This window comes from Neoaquamicrobium microcysteis, assembly GCF_008180155.1.
Lineage (GTDB): Bacteria > Pseudomonadota > Alphaproteobacteria > Rhizobiales > Rhizobiaceae > Aerobium > Aerobium microcysteis.
On sequence record NZ_VSZS01000063.1, the window covers coordinates 207,219 to 232,159 of the forward strand.

Annotated in this window: 29 protein-coding genes; 12 read left to right on the plus strand and 17 right to left on the minus strand. The window is 64.3% G+C overall.

Annotated elements, in window-relative coordinates:
- Positions 1–171: 171 nt before the first annotated feature.
- The gene (locus FY036_RS12990; RefSeq protein WP_235897663.1) at positions 172–975 is read right to left on the minus strand and encodes a MipA/OmpV family protein; all 804 of its coding nucleotides are present in this window, start codon (positions 973–975) and stop codon (positions 172–174) included.
- Positions 976–1,133: 158 nt separating this feature from the next.
- Here FY036_RS12990 and FY036_RS12995 point away from each other — a divergent pair, with 158 nt between their 5' ends.
- Both FY036_RS12995 and vapC read left to right on the plus strand, forming a co-directional pair.
- Positions 1,134–1,343: a type II toxin-antitoxin system VapB family antitoxin gene (locus FY036_RS12995; protein ID WP_148915155.1), complete on the plus strand. Its 210-nt coding sequence runs from the start codon at positions 1,134–1,136 to the stop codon at positions 1,341–1,343.
- Positions 1,344–1,736, plus strand: a complete 393-nt coding sequence (gene vapC, locus FY036_RS13000; protein WP_148915156.1) for a type II toxin-antitoxin system VapC family toxin — start codon at positions 1,344–1,346, stop codon at positions 1,734–1,736.
- A gap of 3 nt (positions 1,737–1,739) precedes the next feature.
- Here vapC and FY036_RS13005 read toward each other — a convergent pair whose 3' ends face one another.
- Positions 1,740–2,726 carry a bifunctional riboflavin kinase/FAD synthetase gene (locus FY036_RS13005; RefSeq protein ID WP_148915157.1) on the minus strand — a complete coding sequence of 329 codons (987 nt, stop codon included), beginning with the start codon at positions 2,724–2,726 and terminating at the stop codon, positions 1,740–1,742.
- Between the two features lie 7 nt (positions 2,727–2,733).
- Positions 2,734–3,588, minus strand: a complete 855-nt coding sequence (locus FY036_RS13010; RefSeq protein ID WP_148915158.1) for a TIGR01459 family HAD-type hydrolase — start codon at positions 3,586–3,588, stop codon at positions 2,734–2,736.
- Between the two features lie 202 nt (positions 3,589–3,790).
- Here FY036_RS13010 and FY036_RS13015 point away from each other — a divergent pair, with 202 nt between their 5' ends.
- Complete coding sequence (locus FY036_RS13015; protein ID WP_148915159.1) at positions 3,791–5,650, plus strand: pilus assembly protein; 1,860 nt, start codon at positions 3,791–3,793, stop codon at positions 5,648–5,650.
- 100 nt (positions 5,651–5,750) lie between these two features.
- Here the strand turns inward: FY036_RS13015 and FY036_RS13020 are convergent, their stop codons facing one another.
- Positions 5,751–6,386, minus strand: a complete 636-nt coding sequence (locus tag FY036_RS13020; protein WP_148915160.1) for a DNA-3-methyladenine glycosylase I — start codon at positions 6,384–6,386, stop codon at positions 5,751–5,753.
- A gap of 194 nt (positions 6,387–6,580) precedes the next feature.
- Here FY036_RS13020 and FY036_RS13025 point away from each other — a divergent pair, with 194 nt between their 5' ends.
- The 4 genes from FY036_RS13025 to FY036_RS13040 all read left to right on the plus strand — a co-directional run bounded on the left by FY036_RS13025 (position 6,581) and on the right by FY036_RS13040 (position 9,133).
- On the plus strand, positions 6,581–7,357 hold the full coding sequence (locus FY036_RS13025) for a L,D-transpeptidase (RefSeq protein ID WP_148915161.1): 777 nt from the start codon (positions 6,581–6,583) through the stop codon (positions 7,355–7,357).
- Positions 7,358–7,595: 238 nt separating this feature from the next.
- Positions 7,596–8,453, plus strand: coding sequence for a bile acid:sodium symporter family protein (locus tag FY036_RS13030; protein ID WP_148915162.1), 858 nt, complete (start codon positions 7,596–7,598; stop codon positions 8,451–8,453).
- A 70-nt stretch (positions 8,454–8,523) separates the two neighbouring features.
- Entirely contained in the window at positions 8,524–8,778 is a 255-nt protein-coding gene (locus tag FY036_RS13035; RefSeq protein ID WP_235897664.1) for a toxin-antitoxin system TumE family protein, read from the plus strand.
- Complete coding sequence (locus FY036_RS13040; protein ID WP_148915164.1) at positions 8,771–9,133, plus strand: HVO_A0114 family putative DNA-binding protein; 363 nt, start codon at positions 8,771–8,773, stop codon at positions 9,131–9,133. Before FY036_RS13035 ends, FY036_RS13040 begins: the two co-directional genes overlap by 8 nt.
- Before the next feature lies 1 nt (position 9,134).
- Here FY036_RS13040 and glcF read toward each other — a convergent pair whose 3' ends face one another.
- Genes glcF through FY036_RS13075 form a run of 7 tightly spaced genes read right to left on the minus strand, consistent with a single transcriptional unit; the run spans position 9,135 to position 14,800 of the window.
- Positions 9,135–10,454: a glycolate oxidase subunit GlcF gene (gene glcF / locus FY036_RS13045; RefSeq protein WP_148915165.1), complete on the minus strand. Its 1,320-nt coding sequence runs from the start codon at positions 10,452–10,454 to the stop codon at positions 9,135–9,137.
- Entirely contained in the window at positions 10,454–10,933 is a 480-nt protein-coding gene (locus FY036_RS13050; RefSeq protein WP_148915166.1) for a hypothetical protein, read from the minus strand. Before FY036_RS13050 ends, glcF begins: the two co-directional genes overlap by 1 nt.
- A 33-nt stretch (positions 10,934–10,966) precedes the next feature.
- A complete protein-coding gene (locus FY036_RS13055) occupies positions 10,967–11,344 on the minus strand; it encodes a DUF4870 family protein (RefSeq protein ID WP_148915167.1) in 378 nt (125 codons plus the stop codon).
- Between the two features lie 51 nt (positions 11,345–11,395).
- Positions 11,396–12,595 (minus strand): glycolate oxidase subunit GlcE, encoded by a 1,200-nt coding sequence (gene glcE, locus FY036_RS13060; protein WP_148915168.1) that lies wholly within the window; start codon positions 12,593–12,595, stop codon positions 11,396–11,398.
- Positions 12,592–12,999, minus strand: coding sequence for a type II toxin-antitoxin system VapC family toxin (locus FY036_RS13065; protein WP_148915169.1), 408 nt, complete (start codon positions 12,997–12,999; stop codon positions 12,592–12,594). The genes glcE and FY036_RS13065 overlap by 4 nt, the downstream gene beginning before the upstream one ends.
- Positions 12,996–13,247 carry an AbrB/MazE/SpoVT family DNA-binding domain-containing protein gene (locus FY036_RS13070; RefSeq protein ID WP_148915170.1) on the minus strand — a complete coding sequence of 84 codons (252 nt, stop codon included), beginning with the start codon at positions 13,245–13,247 and terminating at the stop codon, positions 12,996–12,998. The genes FY036_RS13065 and FY036_RS13070 overlap by 4 nt, the downstream gene beginning before the upstream one ends.
- 56 nt (positions 13,248–13,303) lie before the next feature.
- Positions 13,304–14,800, minus strand: coding sequence for an FAD-linked oxidase C-terminal domain-containing protein (locus FY036_RS13075; protein ID WP_148915171.1), 1,497 nt, complete (start codon positions 14,798–14,800; stop codon positions 13,304–13,306).
- Between the two features lie 128 nt (positions 14,801–14,928).
- Here FY036_RS13075 and FY036_RS13080 point away from each other — a divergent pair, with 128 nt between their 5' ends.
- Both FY036_RS13080 and FY036_RS13085 read left to right on the plus strand, forming a co-directional pair.
- Positions 14,929–15,678 (plus strand): (Fe-S)-binding protein, encoded by a 750-nt coding sequence (locus FY036_RS13080; RefSeq protein WP_148915172.1) that lies wholly within the window; start codon positions 14,929–14,931, stop codon positions 15,676–15,678.
- Positions 15,679–15,680: 2 nt separating this feature from the next.
- Positions 15,681–16,421, plus strand: coding sequence for a metallophosphoesterase (locus tag FY036_RS13085; protein ID WP_148915173.1), 741 nt, complete (start codon positions 15,681–15,683; stop codon positions 16,419–16,421).
- On the opposite strand, the gene FY036_RS23935 is transcribed toward FY036_RS13085, so the two are convergent.
- Positions 16,418–16,558: a hypothetical protein gene (locus tag FY036_RS23935; RefSeq protein WP_201744754.1), complete on the minus strand. Its 141-nt coding sequence runs from the start codon at positions 16,556–16,558 to the stop codon at positions 16,418–16,420. The two genes, FY036_RS13085 and FY036_RS23935, sit on opposite strands and share 4 nt — an antisense overlap.
- A 248-nt stretch (positions 16,559–16,806) precedes the next feature.
- On the opposite strand from FY036_RS23935, the gene hisS reads away from it, so the two are divergent.
- Genes hisS through hisG form a run of 3 tightly spaced genes read left to right on the plus strand, consistent with a single transcriptional unit; the run spans position 16,807 to position 20,215 of the window.
- Positions 16,807–18,411 carry a histidine--tRNA ligase gene (gene hisS, locus FY036_RS13090; protein WP_148915174.1) on the plus strand — a complete coding sequence of 535 codons (1,605 nt, stop codon included), beginning with the start codon at positions 16,807–16,809 and terminating at the stop codon, positions 18,409–18,411.
- Entirely contained in the window at positions 18,408–19,526 is a 1,119-nt protein-coding gene (locus FY036_RS13095) for an ATP phosphoribosyltransferase regulatory subunit (RefSeq protein ID WP_148915175.1), read from the plus strand. Before hisS ends, FY036_RS13095 begins: the two co-directional genes overlap by 4 nt.
- A complete protein-coding gene (gene hisG, locus FY036_RS13100; protein ID WP_148915176.1) occupies positions 19,523–20,215 on the plus strand; it encodes an ATP phosphoribosyltransferase in 693 nt (230 codons plus the stop codon). Before FY036_RS13095 ends, hisG begins: the two co-directional genes overlap by 4 nt.
- 139 nt (positions 20,216–20,354) lie before the next feature.
- Here the strand turns inward: hisG and FY036_RS13105 are convergent, their stop codons facing one another.
- The 5 genes from FY036_RS13105 to groL form a co-directional block, all read right to left on the minus strand.
- Complete coding sequence (locus FY036_RS13105; RefSeq protein ID WP_148915177.1) at positions 20,355–20,732, minus strand: DoxX family protein; 378 nt, start codon at positions 20,730–20,732, stop codon at positions 20,355–20,357.
- Between the two features lie 134 nt (positions 20,733–20,866).
- Complete coding sequence (gene fumC, locus FY036_RS13110; protein ID WP_148915178.1) at positions 20,867–22,258, minus strand: class II fumarate hydratase; 1,392 nt, start codon at positions 22,256–22,258, stop codon at positions 20,867–20,869.
- Positions 22,259–22,336: 78 nt separating this feature from the next.
- The gene (locus FY036_RS13115) at positions 22,337–22,678 is read right to left on the minus strand and encodes a YqaA family protein (RefSeq protein ID WP_148915179.1); all 342 of its coding nucleotides are present in this window, start codon (positions 22,676–22,678) and stop codon (positions 22,337–22,339) included.
- A 235-nt stretch (positions 22,679–22,913) separates the two neighbouring features.
- Complete coding sequence (locus FY036_RS13120; protein WP_148915180.1) at positions 22,914–23,093, minus strand: CsbD family protein; 180 nt, start codon at positions 23,091–23,093, stop codon at positions 22,914–22,916.
- A 131-nt stretch (positions 23,094–23,224) separates the two neighbouring features.
- Entirely contained in the window at positions 23,225–24,868 is a 1,644-nt protein-coding gene (gene groL / locus FY036_RS13125) for a chaperonin GroEL (protein WP_148915181.1), read from the minus strand.
- Positions 24,869–24,941: the final 73 nt, after the last annotated feature.

A 24,941-nucleotide genomic window follows, 5' to 3' on the forward strand; every position in this document is an offset into this window, starting at 1 on the left:
GCGGGCGGCGCGCGAAAATCCCGGACCTTCCGGCAGCCGCTCAGGCCGCCCGGAAGGCCGGGCCGGTAATTCGTATCGAGATCGCGATGAAGTGCGCGCGCTGTGTCATGGGCTGCGCTTTTAGCCGAGGCGCACCGCGGAATAAAGAGGCGATTGCGGGAGGCTCGCGCCTCACGGCAGCGAAAAGTCGAAACGGTAGGTCGCCGAAGCGCCGAGCGTGACCTGATTCTTCGAGCCGCGCTCGCGCACGAGGCTGGAGCGAGCGGCCGGCCCGGTGAGCCGCGCGTATTCGGCAAAGATGGCCGTGTCGATCTGGTCGGTCGCCTTCCACGTGACCGCGCCGCCGACGCCGTAGGATTTCATGCCGCTGCCGGGCGCGTATTCCGACAGGCCCGAAGCGGCCGCCTCGGCGGCGTTGACGCCGTAATAGGCATCGAAATAGCCGCTCGACGCCCAAGAGGCGCGCGGGCCGCCGGAAAGCTGGATCGTCTCGGTGATGTCGAAGAACGCATCGGCGGCAACGTCGGCCACTACGCCGTCATGCGAGCGGATGCCGCGCCGCACCTCGCCGCGCAGGCGAACGAAATCGGTGGGATAGACCTCCGCGAAGACGCCCGCCTCGCCGCCGAACCGCACCGGGGAAAGGCCGGCCAGCGCGCTGTCGGTGTCGCCGTCGCGGCGGAAGATGAGCTTGCCTGCGGCACCAGCGCGGAAGGTGCCGGTGTCCATGAGCGCCAGCGAGATGTTGTCGTTGCGCGAGGTGAAGCGGGCCGATGGGCCCTGCCTGCCCAGCGAGATCATCGGCTTGAGCATGAAGGAGCGGCCCGACGCGCCCTCGAATTTGGGCGCGTGAAGCACCGCGCCGCCAACCTTGAGATACCAGTCGCCGGAAAACCAGGTCTGTGCCGATGCGGGTGAGATAGCCAGGCCGGCGAGAACCGCCGCCGCAACAAAAATTCGCTTCCGAGCGATCATCATATCCGCCTTACGCACGCCATAGGTACCCGTATCAGCAGTCGCCGGTTTGGGTAAAGTTTGAATTAACCGTCGTTGCGACGCGGCCAACAGGTTTGCGAAGCGACGCCGCGATGTGTATATTGTTCGCGTATTATACACATTGGGCAGATGCCGCCATGCGCACGAACATTGACATAGACGACGACCTCATGGCCGAGGCGATGAAGGCGACGGGGCTTTCGAGCAAGAAGGCTACTGTGGAAGAAGCGCTCAAACGCCTTGTGCGCCAGAACGAACAACGGAAAGCCATCCGCGACATGATCGGCATGGGCTGGGAGGGCGATCTGGATCAGATGAGGCAAGGCCGCGACTTCGGTGAGATCTAGGTGATCGTCGTCGATAGCTCAGTCTGGATCGCCAATCTTCGCAATACTCCAACCGTTCAAGTCGAGAGGCTGAGAACAATCCACGATCCCGCGAAGATAATCGTGGGAGACCTGATTCTGCTTGAAGTGCTTCGGGGCGCGCGGGACGAAGCACATGCGGCCAGCCTTGAACGCAAGATGCGCAAGTTTCCCATTGTTTCGCTGCTCGACATGGACATCGCATGCAGTGCCGCTCAAAATTTTCGCAGGCTCAGGGGGCTGGGTGTTTCCGTACGCAAAACGACGGACCTGATAATCGCTACGTTCTGCATCGAGAACGATCACGAGCTTCTGCATCAAGACCATGATTTTCTGCCGTTCACCCAACATCTGGGGCTGCGAACGGTCGTCTGATCGTTAGAAACCCATCGCGATGTCGAGTTCCGACAGGGGTCGCACGCCTGATAGCAGCGCCCTCGCCTCCTGCTCGTCGCGCTTCATCTGCGCGACCAGCGGCTCCAGGCCATCGAACTTCACCTCGCCCCGCAGGAAGCCGAAGAAGGAGACGCTGCAAACCTCGTCGTAAAGGTCGCCTGCAAAATCGAACACGAAGGTTTCGAGCAGCGGGGCGCCGTCGTCGTCGACCGTGGGGCGGCGGCCGAAGCTGGCAACGCCGTCATGCAGCGAACCGTCGGCGCGGCGCAGCCGGACGGCGTAGATGCCGTGCCGGAGCAGGGTCGAGGGCGGCAGCTCCATGTTGGCTGTGGGGAAGCCCAGATCCCGGCCGAGCTTCTTGCCGTGGGAGACCTTCGCCTCGACGGTGTAGCGGTAGCCGAGCAGGCCAGCAGCCTGCGACACGTCGCCTTCGCAATGCAGGCCGCGGATACGGCTGGAGGACACGACCTCGGAGCCCTCGTCGCGGAACGCGTCGACCAGCGTGACGCCGAAGCCGTGGCGCTCGCCCGCCTCCATCAAGAAAGCGGGCCCGCCCTGCCGGTTGTGGCCGAAATGGAAATCGAAGCCGGTGACCGCATGGCCGATACCGAGATCCTCCACCAGCACGCGGCGCACGAAATCCTCGGCGCTGAGATCGGCGAAATCGCGCGAGAAAGGCTGTTCGATCACGGCGCGGAAGCCCAACGCCTCCAGCAACCGGGCCCGCACGGGCGCTGGCGTGATGCGGAAAAGGGGTATGTCGGGCCGAAAGACGGTACGCGGATGCGGCTCGAAGGTCAGCACCAGCGCGGGCACGCCGCGCCGTTCGGCTTCGGCAAGAGCGCGTGCGAGCACCGTCTGATGGCCGCGATGGACACCATCGAAATTGCCGATCGCCACCACCCCGCCCCGGCAGGTCGCCGGAAGGGTGGAGGACGAGGCGATGCGCTCGATGGATGCCGACGCCATGGACGACCTATGCCAGACGCGGGATGGTGGCGACCGGCCGGTAGCCGTGCTTTTCCAGGAAGGCTGCGAGGCGCGCAGGATCGGCCGCGGCATGGCCGTCAGCGTATTCCGCCGCATGGATGCCGCCCGACACGTAAAGGACGTCGAGACCGAAATCGGCCGCGCCCTTGACGTCGGTGAACATGCCGTCGCCGATGGCCAGCACCTCGCTGCGCGACAGGTCGCGCCCCAGCGTCTCGGCGGCGACCTTCAGCGACGCCTCGTAGATGGGGCGATGCGGCTTGCCGGCTATCTCGGTGCGGCCGCCGAGCTGGGCATAGTCGCGGGCAAGAGCGCCGGCGCACCAGATGAGCCTGTCGCCGCGCTCGACCACGATGTCGGGATTGGCGCAGATGAAGGGCAGGTTGCGGGCGCGCAGACGCTGCAGCATTTCCGCATAGTCTTCCGGCGTCTCCGTCTCGTCGTCGAAGAGACCGGTGCAGACGATCGCATGGGCCTCGAACTCCTCCACCAGCTCCACGTCCAGCCCGTCATAGATCATCAGGTCGCGGTCGGGACCGAGGTGGAACACGCGCCGGGAGCCGGCGCGGATCAGGTCGCGCGTCACGTCGCCGGAGGTGACGATGCCGTCCCACGCATCGCGCGGCACGCCGATGATCTCGAGCTGTTCGATGACGCCCTGGCGGGGCCGGGGGGAGTTGGTGATGAGCACCACGGCGCAGCCCCTGTCGCGCGCGGCGCGAAGCGCGGAGACGGCCTGCGGAAAGACGCTGACGCCGTTGTGCACGACGCCCCACACATCGCACAGGATGGCCGCGTAGCCATCCACGACCCGATCCAGCCCGTCTATCAGTTCAGCCATCGTGTTCCGTCCGTCCCTGCAAATCCACCGGCGCATGCGGCGTTCGGGGATTAGCGGAACCGGCCGGCACTGTCACCCGCTTTCGAAGCTTGGTTAACCGGCCGTTGCGCGCCGGCGCGCGATTGGACGCGTTTCGCGAACCGTCGGTTAGCGGCTTTGTGAAAAGGTCGCAGGGTTGAGGCAACGACCGGAGCGGGCTTTCATGATCGGCAGGTTTCTGCGCGACGCCAGCGGCAATTTTGCGATTGCCATGACCGTCGCCCTCGTGCCGATCATGGGCGGGGTTGCGCTGGCTATCGACTATGCCGAACTTACCCGCCAGAAGCAGGCGACACTGAACGCGCTGGACGCGGCCGGCATCGCGACGGCAAGACAGATCGTCACCGGGGCGAGCGAGCAGGATATCGTCGCCTACGCGACCAGCTTCTTCCATGCCAATCTCGGCCCCGTCGACCCGGACAGCGCCACGCTGCACGTCACGCTGCCCAGCAACGAGTTCGGCGGCGGAACGCTGAAGCTGGCGGCCGAGCTGAACTACAAGCCCTATTTCCTGCCCGTGTTCCAGGAACTGCTCGGCAAGCCGCAGTCCAACAACGTCGCCTATGACGCCGACACGGAAATCCGGCTGAAGAACACGCTGGAAGTCGCGCTCGTGCTCGACAATTCGGGCTCGATGGACAGGCTGGGTTCGGGCTCGGGCCAGAAGCGGATGGACCTGTTGAAGGAGGCGGCCACCCAGCTGGTCGAGACCATCGCGCTGCAGGCTGCGCAGATGAAGCAGGTCGAAAAGCCGGTGCAGTTCTCGCTGGTGCCCTTCGCCGCGTCGGTGAATGTCGGCACGGACAACGCCGACGCATCATGGATGGATACGGACGGCCGCGCGCCTTACCACCACGAGAATTTCGACTGGGCGACCATGCCGACCGGCCGCAAGGTCGTGCCCTCGCTTGGCGTACACTACAAGGTCGGCGAAGGATGGGGGATCGAGGAAGGCCAGCGCGTGACGCGGTTCTCGCTCTTCAACGAGTTGCGGCGCATCACCGACGAGCAGCAAACCTGCACCGGCAGCGGCAGCAACCAGACCTGCACCACGACCTATACCTACGCGCCCTTCGCAAGCTGGGGCGGATGCGTGGAAACCAGGCCGCACCCCTATGCCTACGACACGACCGAACCTTCGGCCGCGGAGCCGGCCACGCTGTTCGTGCCGATGTTCGCGCCCGACGAGACCGACCGGCGCGACGGCAACAACCGAGCGGCGATGGGCAACTGGTGGGCCGATGTGACCACAGGCAGCAACGATGCCGCGCGCCAGCGCTACATGCCGAAATACTTCCAGGCCGCGCCCAAGGGAACGGCGGCCAAGGGCATGTATGAAGGGCCGAACGGAATGTGCTCCTCCACCCCTATAACGCCGCTGACCGACGTGACGACTGAGGAAGGGCTGGCAACGCTGAAAGGCGCGATAGGCAGCATGGCCGCACTGGGCGGAACAGACGTGCCGGAGGGTACGGCGTGGGGCTGGCGCACCCTGTCGAGCACCGAGCCGTTCGCCCACGGGCGGCCCGAAAACGAGATCGGCAACGACAAGGTGCTGATCGTGCTGACCGACGGCGAGAACACCTACTACACGCCGAGTTCGCTCGGCTACAACGACCTCGCCACCAACCGGTCGATCTATTCCAACAAGGGCTATACGGCGAAGAACTATCCCGGCCAGACGCGGACGCGGCTCTACATGGGATCGACGGTGGCAAGCTCCATCCACTCCAACGCCAACTTCACTTCGGCGATGAACCAGCACATGAACACGGTGTGCGAGGCAGCCAAGGCTTCGGGCGTGATCGTGATGACGGTGGCGCTGGACCTCGACGCCGCCAATTCGGTGCAGGCGGCGGCGATCGATTCGCTGCGCAGCTGCGCATCCGGCTCGCGTTTTCGCAAGGATCCCAACGATCCGTCGAAGCCGGCAAAGCTGTTCTGGAACGCCACAGGCGCGACGCTATCGGACGATTTCAAGGACATCGCCAACGAGCTGTCGAACCTACGGATAGTGGGCTAAAGCGCATCGCGATCTTTCAGATTCGCTCCATGCGCTTTAGCTACTTGTCTTGACGCATGTCTTGGTCCCGAAACCGGTTCCCACTTTCGGGAGACATGCCTTAAGGCCGGTCGAACGCTGCCCTCGCCTCCTCGATGCGCGGACGGCAGATGCAGCCTTCCAGATGGTCGTTGACCATGCCCATGGCCTGCATGAAGGCATAGACGGTGGTCGGGCCGACGAAGCTCCAGCCTCGCTTTTTCAGCTCCTTCGAGATGCGCGTCGAGGTCTCGGTCTTCGGCATCGCGCGCAGGGCGGATAGGTCCATGACTTTCGGGCGCTGATGAGGGCCGGGCTCGAACGACCAGAAGAAGCGGGCGAGCGATCCGTGCTCCTCGGCCAGCGCCACGGCGCGGCGGGCATTGTTGTAGACCGAGGCGATCTTGCCGCGATGGCGGATGATGCCGGCATCCTGCAAATGCCGCTCTACGGCAGGCGCCTCGTCCTCGACCGCTAGAATGCGGAAGTCGAAGCCATGGAAGGCCGCACGAAAGTTCTCGCGCTTGCGCAGGATGGTGAGCCACGACAGACCCGACTGGAAACCTTCGAGGCAGAGCTTTTCGAACAGGCGGATGTCGTCTGCGACCGGGCGGCCCCATTCCTCGTCGTGGTAGCGCCGGTAGTCCGGCAGGTTGCCGTGCCATGCGCAGCGCGTCTCGCCGTCTTCACCTACCGTCAGTCCGTTCAATTCGCTCATGCCGCCGCCTGCTTAATCTGGCCTTTACCATGCCGCTCAACCGGCCGGTAACCACACCAAACGGTTTACGCGATACCGCGCATTTTATGGAAGCGCGTTCACTCTTTTTGCGGCGCCTCTGCTGACAATCGCGGACGAAAAGAGGGCAAGCCACCCGGTTTGCGCTCCGTGGCGAAACGTTGCGAGTACGTCCGATGAAGCACACACTTTCCCTCTTGGCGGTGGCGACGATGGTCGCGGCAGCGCCGCAGGCCGGCTTTGCGCAGGAGCGCTATCGCGAGCGCCCGCCGGTCGTCGTCAGCCCCGATCTTTCCGCGCCCTGGGTGCTGCAATTGCAGCGCACGCCGGGCGCGCAGCCGCGCCGGCAGGTGCAGCATGGCCTTCCCGGCGTCCGCGTCGGCATCGCGGCCGAACCGGTGGTGCGCAGCCGCCACCGCGCGCCGGAGCCGCCAATGCGCGACCAGGTGCAGACGGCGGCAGTATCGAGCGCCGCCCGCGACGCGCGGCACCAGATCGACCCGAAATTCCTGCCGCAAATGGTCGCCTATGACGGGCCGCACAAGCCCGGCACCATCGTGATCGACACGACGCAGCACCTGCTCTACCTCGTCGAAGAGGGCGGACAGGCGCGGCGCTATGGCGTCGGCACCGGCAAGCCGGGCTTCGAGTGGGCCGGCTCGCACAAGGTGACGCGCAAGGCCGAATGGCCCGACTGGCGCCCGCCGGCAGAGATGATCGCGCGCGAGAAGAAAAAGGGCCGCATCCTGCCCGTCCACATGAAGGGCGGACCCGAGAACCCGCTGGGCGCACGTGCTCTCTATCTCGGCTCGACGCTCTACCGCATCCACGGCACAAACCAGCCGACCACCATCGGACAGGCGGTTTCTTCAGGCTGCATCCGCATGCGCAACGAGGATGTCATGGACCTGTACGAGCGCGTACCGGTCGGCGCGACGGTGATCGTGATCTAGACGAGCCAACGACCGTACGCTCGACGGCGACGGGCAACAATCCCGGAGAGGGGATGGCGCGTCCAGGGGACGGACGCCGCCGACACGCGGCAGGCAAGCTCCACTGCCGCTGACAGGGCGGCGCGGTGAGGGACCGCGCCGCCCTTTCGTCTTTGTGCGCATGGTCGAAGGCGGTTGGAACGCTCCCCATCCTGAACGACACTTACGGCAGAAGCGCTGATTCGAGGGGGGAGCACTCATGGACAGCCTGATAACGGTCTTTCTGCCGCTTGCGCTGGCGATCATCATGTTCTCGCTGGGGCTCGGGCTTACGGTGGAGGACTTCCGCCGCGTCGTCACGCGGCCCAAGGCCTTCGCCATCGGCGCGTCGACGCAGCTCATCCTCATACCGCTGGTCGCCTATGTGCTGACGATCCTGTTTCGGCTGCCGCCGGAGCTTGCCGTCGGCATGATGATCCTGGCGCTATGCCCCGGCGGGGTGACCGCCAACCTGCTGACCAAGCTTGCGGGCGGTGAGGTGGCGCTGTCGATCTCGCTGACCGGCATCATCAGCCTCGTCGCCGTTGTCACCGTGCCCGTGCTGGTCGCTTTCTTCGCCGGCCATTTCATGGGCCTCGATGCGCCGGCCATCGACGTGACCGCGCTGGGCGTCTCGATGTTCCTCATCACGCTGGTGCCGGTGCTGATCGGCCTTGCCATCCGCAGCTTCGCCGAAAGTGCGGCGCTGCGCCTCGACGCCATCGTTTCGCGTGTCGCCGTGGTGCTGTTCGTGGTGGTGGTCGTGGGCGCGCTGGCTGCCAATTGGAGCCTTTTTCTTGCCAACCTGACCGTGCTGGCTCCGGCGCTCATCATCCTGAACGTGGTGCTGCTGGCCGCCGGCATCTTCTTTGCCCGTCTGTTCGGCCTGACCATGCCCGAGGGCAAGGCAATCGCGCTGGAAACGGGCGTGCAGAACGCGACGCTGGGGATCACCGTCGGATCGCTGATCGTGGAGCAGGCAAGCGCCCTGCCGCCGTTCAGCCTGCCTTCAGCGGTCTACGGCATCACGATGTACATCGTGTCGATCCCGTTCGTGCTGTGGCTGCGGGGGCGTTGATGAAATCAGCAACATATGATATATGTGACATATGCTGCGGAAAGCATCACTGATACTTTCCGACAAGCTGGTGCTGGCGAGCGGCCATATCATTCAGATTCGAATATGGCGGCTGCCCTTGTCCACCGAGGAAAGACCTCATGGTCTCAAATATTCGCTGTTTTACGGCCGGCCCGGCGAACGTATCGTCGGCTATGACAACGAGGCGGGCAAAGGCGACCATCGGCATCTTCGAAACCTTGAAACGCCGTACAAGTTCACCAGCATGGAAAGGCTGATGGCCGATTTCATGGCCGACGTCATGCGGGAGCAGGGCAATGACTGAGTTGAAGATACGCGTTGAGAACCTGCCGGATTTCTTTACCGCGGCCCATGCAGCGGCAAAGAAGATGGATGCCGGAGATTTTTCCGCCAGCACACCATCTCTTTCGTTCGAAAGCGCCGAGCAGCTGTTTGCAACGCTTTCGGGGAACCGCTGGGCGTTGCTGACCAAGCTCAGGGAGACGGGCCCGTCGTCTATCCGCGCACTGGCACAGGCGTTGTCGCGCGACTACCGTGGTGTACACGCAGACGTCGCAAGACTCATGGACGTCGGGTTGGTCGAGAAAGATCAAACCGGCAGAATCCTGGTGCCGTGGTCCAAGATCACTGCCGAGGTGGTTCTGGAAGCCGTGGCATAGGTCACGCCACCTGCGCCGTCTCCGGCACACCTTCGGGCCTTGCTCCGCCATAGGCCCAGTCGAGAAGACGCACGGTGTGCACGACGGGGAGGCTGGAGCCTGAGGCGATCTGGGTCATGCAGCCGATGTTGCCGGTGGCGACCAGTGCTGCGCCGGTTGCCTCGATGTTCCTGACCTTGCGGTCACGCAGCTGCGCTGAAATCTCCGGCTGGAGGATGTTGTAGGTTCCGGCCGACCCGCAGCACAGATGCCCTTCTGCCGGCTCCTTCACCACGAAGCCGGCGCGGGTGAGCAGTTCCTTGGGCTGGCGCACGATCTTCTGCCCGTGCTGCATCGAACAGGCGGAGTGGTAGGCGACAGCGAGACCCGGACGGATGGCGGGCTCGGGAAGTTCGAGCGTCGAAAGATACTCCGTTACGTCCTTGGCCAGACCCGACACGCGAGCGGCTTTTTCGGCATAGGCCGAATCGAGGCGCAGCATGAAGCCGTAGTCCTTGATCGTCGTGCCGCAGCCCGACGCGGTGATGACGATCGCGTCCAGCCCGCCGGCTTCGATCTCGCGCGTCCAGGCATCGACGTTGCGGCGGGCGGCATCGAGTGCTGCTTCCTCGCGACCCATATGGTGCACCAGCGCGCCGCAGCAGCCCTCGCCCTGCGGGACGACCACCTCGACGCCGAGGCGGGTCAACAGCGATACCGTCGCCTCGTTGATGCCCGGCTCCAGCACCGATTGCGCGCAGCCGGTGAGGATTGCGACGCGGCCACGCTGCGGACCGGCGGCCGGATGGGTCGAAGGATCCGAGACCGGCGACCTTGGCGGCACGGCGGAGGGCGCAAGACGCAGCATGGCAGCCACCGGCCTCAGCGGCTTAATGGCGTCGAACAGCCCGGCGAAGGGACGGCCAAGACCCGCCAGCCGGAGTGCGGCGCGGAAGCGCGCCGGATAGGGCAGGATGGCCGCAAGCAGCGAGCGGGTGAGCCTGTCCAGAAGCGGCCGCCTGTAGGTCTGCTCGATATGCGCGCGAGCGTGATCGACCAGATGCATATAGTGCACGCCGGAAGGGCATGTCGTCATGCAGGACAGGCAGGAGAGGCAGCGGTCGATATGGGTGACGATCTGCTCGTCGGCAGGGCGGCCGTTCTCCAGCATGTCCTTGATGAGGTAGATGCGGCCGCGCGGCGAATCCAGCTCGTTGCCCAGCGTGACGTAGGTCGGGCAGGTGGCGGTGCAGAAGCCGCAATGCACGCATTTGCGCAAGATGGCTTCCGACTCCGCCACGTGCGGATCGGCAAGCTGGGCAAGCGAGAAGCTGGTTTGCACTATTTGGAACCGGCAGATGTCTTGTCGGCCAGGCGATCCAGGATCATCGCCCAATCTTCATCACCAATTTCAATGGGCGTGAAGACGGCGGTGCCGACTGCTTTGAAAACACTTGTGACGTTGGTGTTTTGCGACGCTGTATTGAAGGGTAGAGCTTTCGCTGCTTCATGAGCGTTCCACTCTTTGCGCGGAGTTCCCAACGGGTGAATCCGAAAAGGCATCTTCCACTCTTCAGGCCACACATCCTTTTCCGTCTCTTCCGGATCCGGCGCGGAAACAAATATGAAGGGAGTGGTTAGAGACTTACTTGATTCGTCGCTACAATATATCAACCCAATATTTCCAGGCCTTATATTGTACGATCTGGTTCTTCTTGCCTTCATAATTGAAGGATCCGCATCGGAAACAGCCCACAATCCGGCTCCTATTCCTGCCCAGATATTTGTCTTATTCTTGCATATAAAGGTATATAATTTCATATTGGCCGCTCGCTTTTCCGCTTCCGTATCTCTCTAGATGATCCAGCTTTCAGGGTTCCGGATCGGCTCGCGCTTGCTGACGGCCTGCAGACCGATGACCACGCGGACGATGACCCATATGACGGTTGCCAGCGCGGTGAGGAACCCGATGACGAGGAACATCAGCAGGAACGAGACGAAGCCGTAGAGCAGGCCTATCCAAAAGGTGCGGATCGCCCAGGTGTAGTGGGTTTCGACCCAGCCGCCCGCCTTGCCCCGGTTCAGGTAGGCGACGACTACGCCAATGAGCGTGGTGATGCCGACGACGAAGCCGACGAGATAGCAGATGTAGATGAGCTGGATGTTGGACGGCCCCGGGTCCAGCCAGCCATCGCCGGGCCGGGTGGCGGGTGACATGTTCGGATCGCTCATTGTCGTATTCCCCCTTTCAATGACACGCAGGCTATCACGGCGCCCGAGTGCTTACATCCTGCCCGGATTGAGCAGACCATGCGGATCGAACTGTTCCTTGAGCCTGACCGACAAGGCCGCAAGCGCCGGCGGCTGTGGCTGGAACACCTGCGTTGCGGCGCGGATGGCGGGCGCGGCGCGCGCCAGCGTCGCGTGGCCGCCGCCATGTGCGGCGACCAGCGCGCGCAGCGTTTCGGCTTCCGGGTCGGCTTCCATGCGCAGCCAGATCAGCCCGCCCTGCCAGTCGTAGAAGGCGTCGACGGCAGCCTGCATGCGCAGCGCCATGACCATGCGATGCCCCTGCGACGGCGCCATCGAAACACGCCAGACCGGGCGCTGCGTGCCGTCAACGAACGGGGTGCAGTCGCGCATCTCGCGCCACAGCTTTCGCGAGTCTTCCGCCTCCAGCCGCTCCGCCGCGCCGAAACCGGCAAGCAGGTCTGCCAGCCTTGCGAAACGATAATCGACGGACGGGCCGAAACCTTCCAGCCGCAGCAGCGTCGAGCCCCTGCCCCGCAGCGCACCGGACAGCACGCGGCCGGTGACGCTCTCGGGCAAATGGGCGGCGGCGGCCACCTCGCCGCTGGAGCCCATGGAGACCGCCATAGCGTCGGCAGCCTGCTCCTCGGTGAGGCCGCGAAGCACGAGGGTGGCCTCCGTCTGCGAACGCGGCAGCACTTTGAACGTGACGTCGGTGACGACGGCCAGCGTGCCCCACGAACCGGCCATGGCCTTGGACAGATCGTAGCCGGTGACGTTCTTGACCACCCGCCCCCCCGACTTGAAAATCTCGCCACGACCGGAGACGGCGTGGACGCCCAGCACGTGATCGCGCGCGGCACCGGCCTTGATGCGCCTCGGGCCGGAAAGGTTGGCCGCAAGCATGCCACCGATGGTGCCCCTGCCCGCCTCGCCTCCCAGAAGCGGCGCGTAGTCCATAGGCTCGAACGCGAACTCCTGATTGTGCGCTTCGAGCAACTTCTCGATTTCGGCCAGCGGCGTGCCGGCGCGGACCGACAGCACCAGTTCCTCGGGCTCGTAAAGCGTGACGCCTGTGAGTTGCGAGAGGTCGATGGCGTGCTCGGTCTGGGCGGGCCGGCCGATCCCGCGCTTGGACCCATGGCCGAGCACTTCCAGCGGCGTCTCCTCGGACACGGCCCAGCGGACGGCGTCGAGCGTTTCTTCGGCAGTGGTGGGGGTGAAGGTGGTCATGCCAGGTCGCGAGGTGTTCCGGCCGAAAAGCCCATGGCGCTGAGGCGCGAGACAGCCTTGCGATCAAAGGATACGAACATCTCTCCCCCCCTAATATTTCCAGCGGCTGCAATCACCGCGTCGGCGAAATCTCCGCCAAGAGAAAGCATGGTCAGCCCTGCTTCGACGACCGCAGTGTCGACGACGGCATTTCGTGGCTCGACGATTGCACGAATGGCCATCTCGAGTTCAGCGTTCGAGAAATTATAGATGCTATCCAGAACCCACACGACCTCGCAAAGGCACGGAAGCGGGATGACTACGAGGTCCGCCGACGATAGCAGTTCAAATGCCACGCGCGCCTGTTCGAGATCATCTTTGACAGCGATCCGAACCAGGAGGTTGGTGTCTGCCGTTATCCTCATTTAAGGCCGGCCCATCCTTTCCTGATAGCCTCGTTCATTTCCTCGATCGTAGCCACCTTGTCAGTTCTGCCTGCCAATATTCCATAGACCTCTTCCCATCCGCTCTTTCGCTCGGAGGCCTTGACCGTCAGACGCCGGCCGGGCGCGACATCTACCTCCACCTTCTGCCCCGGCTTCACGCCGAGATGCTGCAGCAGCTCCTTCTTGAGGGTGACCTGCCCCTTGGCCGTCACAGTCAAAGTCGTCATGACACGTCTCCTGCGTTGACACTCAAAAGTAAGGCATATTTGCCTTACCTTCAATGTCAGAACCTCGGGATGTCCGGGAAGGCGACTTGCCCACGGTGGACGTGCATGCGGCCGAGCTCGGCGCAGCGGTGGAGTTGGGGAAACACCTTGCCCGGATTGAGTAAATGGTTGGGGTCGAAGGCGCATTTGACGCGGATCTGCTGGTTCAGATCGTCCTCTGAGAACATTTCGGGCATGAGATCGCGCTTTTCGACGCCGACGCCGTGCTCGCCCGTCAGCACGCCGCCTACCCTAACGCAGAGCCGCAATATGTCGGCACCGAAGGCTTCCGCGCGCTCCAGCTCGTCATCCTTGTTGGCGTCGTAGAGGATGAGGGGATGGAGGTTTCCATCGCCGGCATGGAAGACGTTGGCGACGCGCAGGCCGTATTTTTCCGAGAGCTCGCGCATGCCGGCCAGCACCTTCGGCAGTTCCTTGCGGGGAATGGTGCCGTCCATGCACAGATAGTCGGGCGAGATACGGCCCACGGCAGGGAACGCCGCCTTGCGGCCGGCCCAGAACGCCATGCGCTCCTCTTCCGAGGTGGAGATGCGGCAGGTGGTGGAGCCGTTGCGCAACGCGATGGCCTCGACCTCGGAAATCAGATGATCGACCTCGGCGGCGGGGCCGTCGAGTTCCACGATCAGCAGCGCCTCGACGTCGAGCGGGTAGCCGACCTGAACGAAATCCTCCGCCGCCTTGATGGCCGGGCGGTCCATCATCTCCATGCCGCCGGGAATGATGCCCGCGCCGATGATGTCGGCAACGCATTGCCCCGCCTGCTCGCTGGACGGGAAGCCAAGCAGCACGGCGCGTGCGGTCTCGGGTTTCTTGAGGATGCGTACAGTTACCTCGGTAACGACGCCGAGCAGGCCTTCGGAGCCGGTCATGATGCCGAGCAGGTCGTAGCCCTCGGCGTCGAGGTGCTTGCCGCCGAGGCGCAAGACCTCGCCATTCATCAGCACCATCTCGACGCCCAGCACATTGTTGGCCGTGAGCCCGTATTTGAGGCAGTGCACGCCGCCGGAGTTTTCCGCGACATTGCCGCCGATGGAGCATGCGATCTGCGATGAGGGGTCGGGCGCGTAGTAGAAGCCCTCGTACTGCACGGCATTGGTGATGCCCAGATTGGTGACGCCGGGCTGCGCGGTGACGGTGCGGTTGGCGTAGTCGATGTCGAGGATGCGGTTGAAGCGGCTCATGACCAGCAGAACGGCATCGGCCAGCGGCAGCGCACCGCCCGACAGAGACGTGCCCGAACCGCGCGGCACGACACGAATGTTGCGGTCGGAGCAATATTTGAGGATGCGCGCGACCTGCGCGGTGGTCTGCGGCAGCACCACGACCATGGGAAGCTGGCGGTATGCGGTCAGCGCGTCGGTCTCGAAGGCGCGCATTGCGTTTTCCGCATCGACGACGCCCTCGCCCGGCACGATGATGCGCATGTCGGCGACGATCTCGGCGCGGCGGGCGAGCGTGGCCGCATCGGGGGCAGGCATGGCAAGACCGGACATCTCATCCTCCGTGACTTCCGGCAAAGGGCTTTCGCCCGTCGAGCCCGATCCTTATAACCGCGCGAAGCGCCGCGGACAGTGAAAATCCGTCGTCGCGACCGGCAAAGACTATGCGGACGAGACCAATCTTGCGGCAGACCATTTCAAACCCGCCGCGCGTCGGCCTGTTCGTCACCTGCCTGGTAGACCTGTTTCGCCCGGCGGTGGGCCTTGCCGCGATAAAGCTGCTGACGGATGCCGGTTGCGTGGTCGACGTGCCGCCCGCGCAGAACTGCTGCGGGCGATCTGCGGCCGGCGACGCGACCGAGGCGCGCGCGACGGCGCAGGAAACCATCCGGGCGTTCGAGGATTACGACCATGTGATCGCACCGTCGCCCTCCTGCGCGGATATGCTGCGAAACGGCTATCCCGCGCTTTTCGACGACGACGCGGTATGGGAAAGCCGGGCGCAGGCATTCTCGGCCAAGGTGCACGAGCTGGCGAACTTCCTCTCGCAGGTGACGGGCGTAACGCAGGTGGAGGCACGGATGACGGGCAGCGTCACGCTGCATGAAGGCTGCGCAGCTTCTTCGCAAGACACGTCGCGCGCGCTGCTTGCGAGCATCGACGGGGTGAGACTGAAGGACATGCGCGATGCCCGCGCGTGCTGCGGGTTTGGCGGGTGCGCACCTTCCGACACCTCACCGGCCGAGTTGATGAGGCGCAAGACGAAGGCGATTCGTTCTGCCGGGGCGGGCACACTGGTGGGGGCTGATCTGGCCTGCCTGATGGGCATGGCGGGCAGGCTGAAGCGCGACGGGTCGGCCATCGAGGTGAGGCATCTGGCGGAAGTGCTTGCCGGCATGAACGATGCGCCGCCAATCGGCAGCGGAGGGTAAGCATGGCGGGAGGCGTCCACTATCTCGATGCGGCCGCGCCCCAGGGTATGCAGCTTTACGCGATAGGCGACGTGCATGGCAGGCTCGACTGCCTAACGCTGATGCACGAGATGATCGCCGACGAGATCGCGCACGACCGGCCGGCCGACTGGCGGGTGATACACCTTGGCGACTATGTCGACCGCGGGCCTCTGTCAGCGCAGGTGCTGGACTTCCTGATCGAAGCGAAGGCGCGTGACCCGCGCATGCTGACGCTGATGGGCAATCACGACGAGGGCATGCTGCAGTTTCTGGCCGACCCGGCCGATGCCGAGCTTTTCGTGCGCTATGGCGGGTTCGACACCGCCGCATCCTACGGCGTGGTGCTGGACGTCCAGACCGCCACAGCGCGGCTGGAAAGCCACCGACAACTCGTCGCGGCGATGCCGCAATCGCACCTGCTTTTCCTGCGCGACCTGCCGCGCTCTGTCTCGTTCGGCGATTTCTTCTTCTGTCATGCCGGCGTGCGGCCGGGCGTGCCGCTGGACGCGCAATCGCCGCACGACCTTATCTGGATCAGGCGCGAGTTCCTGTACCACCCCGGCCTTTATGAGAAGGTCGTGGTGCACGGCCATACGCCGGTGAACCAGCCGGAGGTGATGCCCAACCGCGTCGATGTGGATACGGCCGCGTTCGACACCGGTCGCCTGACGGCGCTGGTGGTGGACGGTCGCGAGAAGCGGTTTATCGTGGCGGAAGTCTAGTCGATGGAAGCGGTGACGCCGTAGCCGTCGATGGCGATGTGATCGCCCGCAGCGTCGGCGGCGTAGATGCCCGCGCCCCACATCAGAATGCCGGACAGCATGAATACGGAAAGAAGGGCTGCTTTCACGGGGGTCATCTCGGTTGGCTTTCCGTCACTCTACGCTTCGATCTATTACCACCGCGTTCACGGCGGCAATTTTGGAACGCGCTGATAGGCCTGCCGTTCCACAAACGCCATATGGTTGCATCGCGATTCAACGGGATTTCCCGCACCGTTGCGCAAATGCAACGCCCCCGCCGCCCTTGCTGCCTCGGACCTTATCGGCTAGGAAACCCGCGCCCCCGCAGGGGCATATTTTTCCATGAAAGACGGCAGGAAAGACCATGGCTGACAAGGCGGGCAATGGGGCGGACAGGATGAAGGCGCGGCTGCCTCGCGGGTTCGTCGACCGCCATGCGGGCGACATCCGCGCCGTCGATGCGATGACCGCGAAAATCCGCGAGGTCTACGAGCTTTACGGCTTCGAGCCGGTCGAGCAGCCGATGGTGGAATATACCGATGCGCTGGGAAAGTTCCTGCCCGACCAGGACCGGCCGAACGAAGGCGTGTTCTCGTTTCAGGACGACGACGAGCAGTGGCTGAGCCTGCGCTACGACCTGACCGCGCCGCTAGCACGCTTCGTGGCGGAGAATTTCGAGCAGTTGCCGAAGCCCTACCGCTCGTACCGGCAGGGCTGGGTGTTCCGCAACGAGAAGCCGGGGCCGGGCCGCTTTCGCCAGTTCATGCAGTTCGACGCCGATATCGTCGGCACGCCTGGCGTGGCCGCAGACGCCGAAATGGCGATGATGATGGCCGACACGCTGGAAGCCGTGGGCATCAAGCGCGGCGACTATGTGATCCGGGTGAACAACCGCAAGGTGCTGGACGGCGTGCTGGAGGCAATCGGGCTGGGCGGCGACGAGAATGCCGGGCGGCGGCTGACCGTGCTGCGCGCGATCGACAAGCTCGACAAGTTCGGACCGGAAGGCGTGCGGCTTCTGCTCGGCAAGGGCAGGCTGGATGAGAGCGGCGATTTCACCAAGGGTGCGGGACTGGATGAGGAGCAGATCACCCGCATAGGTCGATTTGTTGACTTCGGCCAATGGCAAGAGTTTGCGAGCGATTCCACTGGGCGATCGACGCAATCAACTTTGAACGAAGGCGGTGTCGACTGGGTTGATGAAGAGGCATCCTCCCGAGACCTCTTTGCAGCGATGGATGCAAGCTTTGGAGAAAACGAGGTTGCGTCGCAAGGTATTGCCGAGTTGAAGCAAATTTCCCACTTGGTATCGTCAGCCGGCTATGATGATGGCCGCGTCAAGATCGACCCCTCCGTCGTGCGCGGGCTCGAATATTACACCGGGCCCGTCTACGAAGCCGAGCTGCTGTTCGAGGTGCCGAACGAGAAGGGCGAGATCGTACGCTTCGGTTCGGTGGCGGGCGGCGGGCGCTATGACGGGCTGGTTTCGCGCTTTCGTGGCGAGCCGGTGCCAGCGACGGGCTTTTCCATCGGCGTGTCGCGCCTGACGGCGGCGCTGAAGAACCTCGGCAAGCTGGAAAACACCGAGATCGTCGCGCCCGTCGTCGTGCTGGTGATGGACAAGGACACCGAGTCGCTCGGCCGCTACCAGAAGATGGTTTCGGAGCTTCGCAAGGCCGGCATCCGCGCCGAGATGTATCTCGGCGGCTCGGGCATGAAGGCGCAGATGAAATATGCCGACCGTCGCGGCGCGCCTTGCGTCGTCATCCAGGGCGGCGACGAGCGCGCCAATAACGAGGTGCAGATCAAGGACCTCGTGGCCGGCGCGAAGGCTGCGGAAGGCATCACCGACAACACCGAATGGCGCGAGAGCCGACCGGCGCAGTTCTCCGTGAAGGAGAGCGAACTGGTCGAGGCAGTGCGCAGGGTGATCGACGCGCAGGCAGCGGAGCGCAGCGGGGCGGCATGACCTCGCGCTACCCCTCGATCGCGCCGGACATCACGGCGCTTTTCGCCGAGCGCGGGGCGCCGCTGGCCGAGGTCGCGGTGCTGCAGCCGGCCGATCCGTTCCTCGACATGGCAGGCGAGGATTTGCGCCGCCGCATCTTCCTGACCGAGAGCGAGACCGGCGCGTCGCTGTGCCTGCGGCCGGAGTTCACCATTCCCGTTTGCCTCGATCACATCGCCAGCCAGGCCGGCACACCGCGCCGCTACGGCTATCTGGGCGAGGTGTTCCGCCAGCGCCGCGAGGGCGACGCGGAGTTTTTTCAAGCGGGCATAGAAGACCTTGGTGAGACCGACATTGCGGCGGCCGACGCGCGCTCCATCGCCGATGCGCACGCGCTTTTGGCACGTGTGCTGCCCGCAACAGCGCTGACCGTGACGCTGGGCGACCAGCGCGTGTTCGAGGCGGTGCTGGCGGCGCTCGGCCTGCCGCGCGGCTGGCAGAAGCGGCTGGCGCGCGCCTTCGGCTCGGCCGAACAGTTGGAGGCGGCGCTGCACGACCTCGCCAACCCCGGCCAGCGGGCCGCGCCCGCCGAAGCGGTGGCCGGCTTCGTGGCCGACGGCGACCAGGACGGGCTTGCCGGCCACGTCGCCACGCTGATGGAACGCACGGGACTGTCTGCTTCGGCCGGGCGCACGCCACAGGAGATCGCTAGGCGGGTGATCGAGAAGGCCGAACTGCGCAGCGTGCGGCTGTCGAAGGACGCGTTCGACGCGCTGAAGCGGTTTCTGGCGATCCGCGCCCCGCTGGAGGAAGCCGCCGACGCGCTAACGGGCTTCGCGGCCGAGGCCGGCGTGTCGCTGGGCGCGGCGCTGGAGCTCTTCGCCGCGCGTGCGCAGGCAATTGCGAAGAACGGGCTTGCGGCCGGCACGGTCGAGTACGATGCCGGGTTCGGCCGTCCGCTGGACTATTACACCGGCCTCGTCTTCGAAATCTCGGCCGGCGGCTCGCGGCCGCTCGTGGGCGGCGGCCGGTACGACCGGCTTCTGACGCTGCTTGGCGCGAAGGAGCCGATACCGGGCGTGGGCTTTTCCGTGTGGCTCGACCGCATCGAGGCGCTGAGGGGAGAGGCAGCATGACGATCACGCTTGCCCTGCCCTCCAAGGGACGGCTCAAGGAAGACGCGATTGGTGTGCTGGCGCGGGCGGGGTTGAGCGTCATGCAGCCTGAGGATCAGCGCCGCTACCGCGCCCATATCGAAGGGCGCGACGATATCGAGGTGGCGTTTCTCTCGGCATCCGAGATCGCGCGCGAACTGGGCGCGGGCGCTGTCGATCTCGGTGTTACGGGCGAAGACCTCGTGCGCGAGACGATACCCGAATGGGACAAGCGCGTGGCCATCGGCGCGCGGCTTGGCTTCGGCCGGGCCGACGTGGTGGTGGCCGTGCCGGAAGCCTGGCTCGACGTCGACACCATGGCCGATCTGGACGACGTGGCCGCCGATTTTCGCCAGCGGCACGGCCGCCGCCTGCGCATCGCGACGAAATACTGGCGGCTGACGCAGCAGTTCTTTTCCAGCCAGCACGGCATTCAGGTGTATCGTATCGTGGAAAGCCTGGGCGCAACCGAAGGTGCGCCGGCTGCCGGCTCGGCCGACGTGATCGTGGACATCACCACGACGGGCTCGACGCTGCGCGCCAACCATCTCAAGGTGCTGGAAGACGGCGTGATCCTGCAATCGCAGGCTTGCCTCGTGCAGTCGCTCAAGGACCGAAGTGCGGCGGATGCGGCCGTGCTCGAGGAAGTGTTGAGGGCCGTCAACGCGTGACCCCTGCAAGGCAGGATCGGCGGAAAAATTCAGGCATGGATCCTCGGGTCAAGCCCGAGGATGACGAAAGTAAATACCGACGAAAAGAGGCCCGGATCGCTCCGGGCCTTTCCGTTTCAGCCTTGGGAGGGCTTTGATATCAGCGCTTGCTGACCGACAGCGCGCCGGGACCGGCGACCGACAGGGCCAGGAAGCCGCCAGCGATGGCGAAGTTCTTGAAGAAGTTGTTGAACTCGTTCATGTCGGCCCAGTTGGTGTGGCCGAGAAGCGCCGAGCCGACCGAGAACGCAGCCAGCGCATAGGCAGCGTAGCGCGTCTGGAAGCCGACGAGGACGGCCAGGCCGCCGAGCACCTTGATCGCGATGACGATCCAGGTGACGAGCATCGGTGCAGGCAGGCCGATGGCGCCCATGTAGCCGGCAAAGCCGCTGGGAGCGAAAAGCATAGGGATGCCGGAAGCGAGAAACAGCGCGACGAGGAAAATGCGCGCGACGAGAAGTACGAGATCGTTAGACATAGGCAGAAGACTCTCCGGGTTTGGTTGTACCCAGATAGCCTATTTGTGCGCCGCAGCAATCCTCGGCACTACGAACTCAGTGTTCCCGAATTGTGAACGGCGAATAATATTCCGTTCACAATCCGATTCGTAGATCAGCCAGGCCGCGTCATCGCCTCCGGGCGGACGATCGTGTCGTATTCCTCGCCGGTGACGAGACCGGTCGCCAGCGCTTCTTCGCGCAACGTCGTGCCGTTCCTGTGCGCGGTCTTTGCGATCTTGGCGGCGTTGTCGTAGCCGATCTTGGGCGCCAGCGCCGTCACCAGCATGAGCGACCGGTCGAGCGCGGCCTTGATGTTGTCTTCGCGGGGCTCGATGCCGACCACGCAGTTGTCGGTGAAGGACACGGCTGCGTCGGAGAGAAGCCGCACCGACTGGAGGAAGTTGTAGGCCATGACCGGGTTGAACACGTTCAGCTCGAAATGGCCCTGGGAGCCGGCGAAGGTGAGCGCGGCGTTGTTGCCGAACACCTGCACGCAAACCTGCGTCAGTGCCTCGCACTGGGTGGGATTGACCTTGCCTGGCATGATAGAGGAGCCGGGCTCGTTCTCCGGCAGCGCTAGCTCGCCAAGCCCGGAACGGGGGCCTGAACCGAGGAAGCGGATGTCGTTGGCGATCTTGAACAGCGAGGCGGCAACCGTGTTGATGGCGCCATGCGAGAAAACCATCGCGTCATGGGCCGCCAGCGCCTCGAACTTGTTGGGCGCGGAAGTGAAGGCGAGCCCGGTGATGGCGGCGATCTTCTCCGCCACCTTCTCGGCGAAACCGACCGGCGCGTTGAGGCCGGTGCCGACGGCGGTGCCGCCCTGCGCGAGCTGCATCAGGCCCGGAAGGGTCTGCTCGATGCGCGCGACGCCGTTTTCGACCTGCTTCGCGTAGCCGGAAAACTCCTGACCGAGCGTCAGCGGCGTGGCGTCCTGCGTGTGGGTGCGGCCGATCTTGATGATGTGGCCCCAGGCCTTCGCCTTTTCATCCAGTGCCAAGTGCAGCTTCTTCAGCGCCGGCAGCAGGCGGTGGACGATCTCTTCCGCGCAGGCGATGTGCATCGCAGTCGGGTACGTGTCGTTGGACGACTGGCTCATGTTGACGTGGTCGTTCGGATGGACCGGCTTCTTGGAGCCCATCTCGCCGCCAAGCATTTCGATGGCGCGGTTTGAGATCACCTCGTTGGCGTTCATGTTCGACTGGGTGCCGGAGCCCGTCTGCCAGACGACGAGCGGGAAATGCTCGTCGAGCGTGCCGTCGATCACCTCCTGCGCGGCGGCGACGATGACCTCGCCGACAGCCTTGTCGAGCTGGCCCAGCTCCATGTTGGTCTCGGCCGCTGCCCGCTTGACGATGCCCAGCGCGCGCACGATGGGCTGCGGCTGCTTTTCCCAGCCGATGCGAAAATTGCCGAGCGAACGCTGCGCCTGCGCGCCCCAGTAGCGGTCGGCGGCGACCTCGACGGGGCCGAAGGTGTCGGTTTCGGGGCGGGTTCTGGTCATATCGGTCTCCTTTTCAGGGCCGTCCGTGGCTTGCTCATCCATAGGGGGCTGGCGAGGCCGGCATTGCGGATACGAGGCTCAGAACAGGTCCACGAGCCATAGAAGCGCTCCATAGCGCGCCGTCTTGGCGATTGCCACAACGATCAGGAACAACAAAAAGGGAGTGCGCAGGAATCCGGCAACCACGGTGAGCGGATCTCCGACGACTGGCAGCCAGGACGCAAACAGGCTGGGCCAGCCATAGCGGCGGTACCACCTGCCTGCTCGTTCGATCTGGTCGGGAGAAGCTGGAAACCAGCGCCTGTCAGCATAGCGAAGCAGAAACCTGCCCATGATCCAGTTGACGCATGAGCCGGCGATGTTGGCGATACTCGCGACCGCCAGCAGCATCCAGCCGGGCGCGGCGTTAGACACATGCATCGCCGCCAGTACCGCCTCCGAGGTTCCCGGGAGAAGTGTGGCCGAGGTGAAGGCGGACAGAGCGAGGGCAGAAAGGGCTATAAGAGATTCGGGCAAGGACCGGGCTTGTGCTGGAGCGTTTGAAATGGCGTTGGCACGGGGTGCGTCCTTCGACAAGCGCCGGATGGGCAAAGTCGGAACGCAAAAAGGAGCGGTCGAAACCGCCCCTTCAATTTGCGCTGCCTGATAAGGACGCTTAGAGCGCCTTCTTGATTTTCTCCTTGGCGTCGCCAAAGCCCTTCTGAACCTTGCCGGCGGCCTTTTCGGCCTTGCCCTTGGCTTCCGTCTTCTTCGAGCCGGTAGCCTTGCCGGCGGCTTCCTTCACGGAGCCGCTAGCCTGCTTTGCGACACCCTTGACCTGATCCTTGTTGACCATCTGCCTCGTTCCTCTCGAACAACCGCGCTTGCGGCTTCGGACAACGGCCGGACGAGTCTTTGGTTGCTGCAAGTCAAAAAGAAAGGGCGGCATCGCTGCCGCCCCATCGTCTAGTGCGGTGGTGCGTGGACTTAGAAGTCCATGCCGCCCATGCCGCCCATGCCGCCGCCGGGCATTGCCGGGGCGCCGGACTCCTTCTTGGGAGCCTCGGCGATCATGGCCTCGGTGGTGACCAGCAGGCCGGCAACCGAAGCGGCGTCCTGAAGGGCGGTGCGGACGACCTTGGTCGGGTCCACGATGCCGTTCGAGATCATGTCGCCGAACTCGCCGGTCTGGGCGTTGTAGCCGTAGGTCTGCGACTTGTTCTCGAGGATCTTGCCCACGATCACGGAAGCCTCGTCACCGGCGTTGGTCGCGATCTGGCGGGCCGGAGCCTGCAGAGCGCGGCGAACGATGTTGATGCCGGCGTCCTGGTCGGAGTTCTCGCCCTTGACCTTGAGGTTGTGCGAGGCGCGCAGCAGCGCGGTGCCGCCGCCGGGAACGATGCCTTCCTCAACGGCCGCGCGGGTGGCGTTGAGAGCGTCATCGACGCGGTCCTTCTTTTCCTTGACCTCGACCTCGGTCGCACCGCCGACGCGGATGACGGCAACGCCGCCGGCCAGCTTGGCGAGACGCTCCTGGAGCTTCTCACGATCGTAGTCGGAAGAGGTCTCCTCGATCTGCTGCTTGATCTGGGCAACGCGGCCCGAGATCTCGGCCTTCTTGCCGGCGCCGTCGACGATGGTGGTGTTCTCCTTGGAGATCGACACCTTCTTGGCGCGGCCGAGCATGTTGAGGCCGACGTTCTCGAGCTTGATGCCGAGGTCTTCAGAGATCACCTGGCCGCCGGTGAGGATCGCGATGTCCTCGAGCATGGCCTTGCGGCGGTCGCCGAAGCCCGGAGCCTTGACGGCAGCGATCTTGAGGCCGCCGCGCAGCTTGTTGACGACGAGCGTGGCCAGAGCCTCGCCTTCGACGTCTTCCGAGATGATAACGAGCGGCTTGGAGGTCTGAACGACAGCTTCCAGAACCGGCAGCATGGCCTGCAGGTTGGAGAGCTTCTTCTCGTGCAGCAGGATATAGGCGTCTTCCAGCTCGGCAACCATCTTGTCCGGGTTGGTGACGAAGTACGGCGACAGGTAGCCGCGGTCGAACTGCATGCCTTCGACGACTTCCAGCTCGGTCTCGGCGGTCTTGGCTTCCTCGACGGTGATGACACCCTCGTTGCCGACCTTCTGCATCGCCGAAGCGATCATCTGGCCGATTTCCTTCTCGCCATTAGCAGAGATGGTGCCGACCTGAGCGACTTCTTCCGAGGTCTTGATCTTCTTGGTCGCCTTGGCGAGCTGAGCAACGACGTCGCCGACGGCGAGGTCGATGCCGCGCTTCAGGTCCATCGGGTTCATGCCGGCGGCAACGGCCTTGTGGCCTTCCTGAACGATCGCCTGAGCGAGAACGGTCGCGGTGGTGGTACCGTCACCGGCGATGTCGTTGGTCTTCGAGGCCACTTCGCGCACCATCTGGGCGCCCATGTTCTCGAACTTGTCTTCCAGCTCGATCTCCTTGGCGACGGTGACGCCGTCCTTGGTGATGCGCGGGGCGCCGAAGGACTTGTCGATGACGACGTTGCGGCCCTTGGGGCCGAGGGTGACCTTCACCGCGTCGGCGAGGATGTTGACACCACGCAGCATGCGCTCGCGGGCGTCACGGGAGAATTTTACGTCTTTAGCAGCCATGTTAAGCTCCTGTTTTCACGGCCGTTCGGTGAGAAGCGGCCCGAATGGAATTGAAATGGTCGTGGGTGCCCGG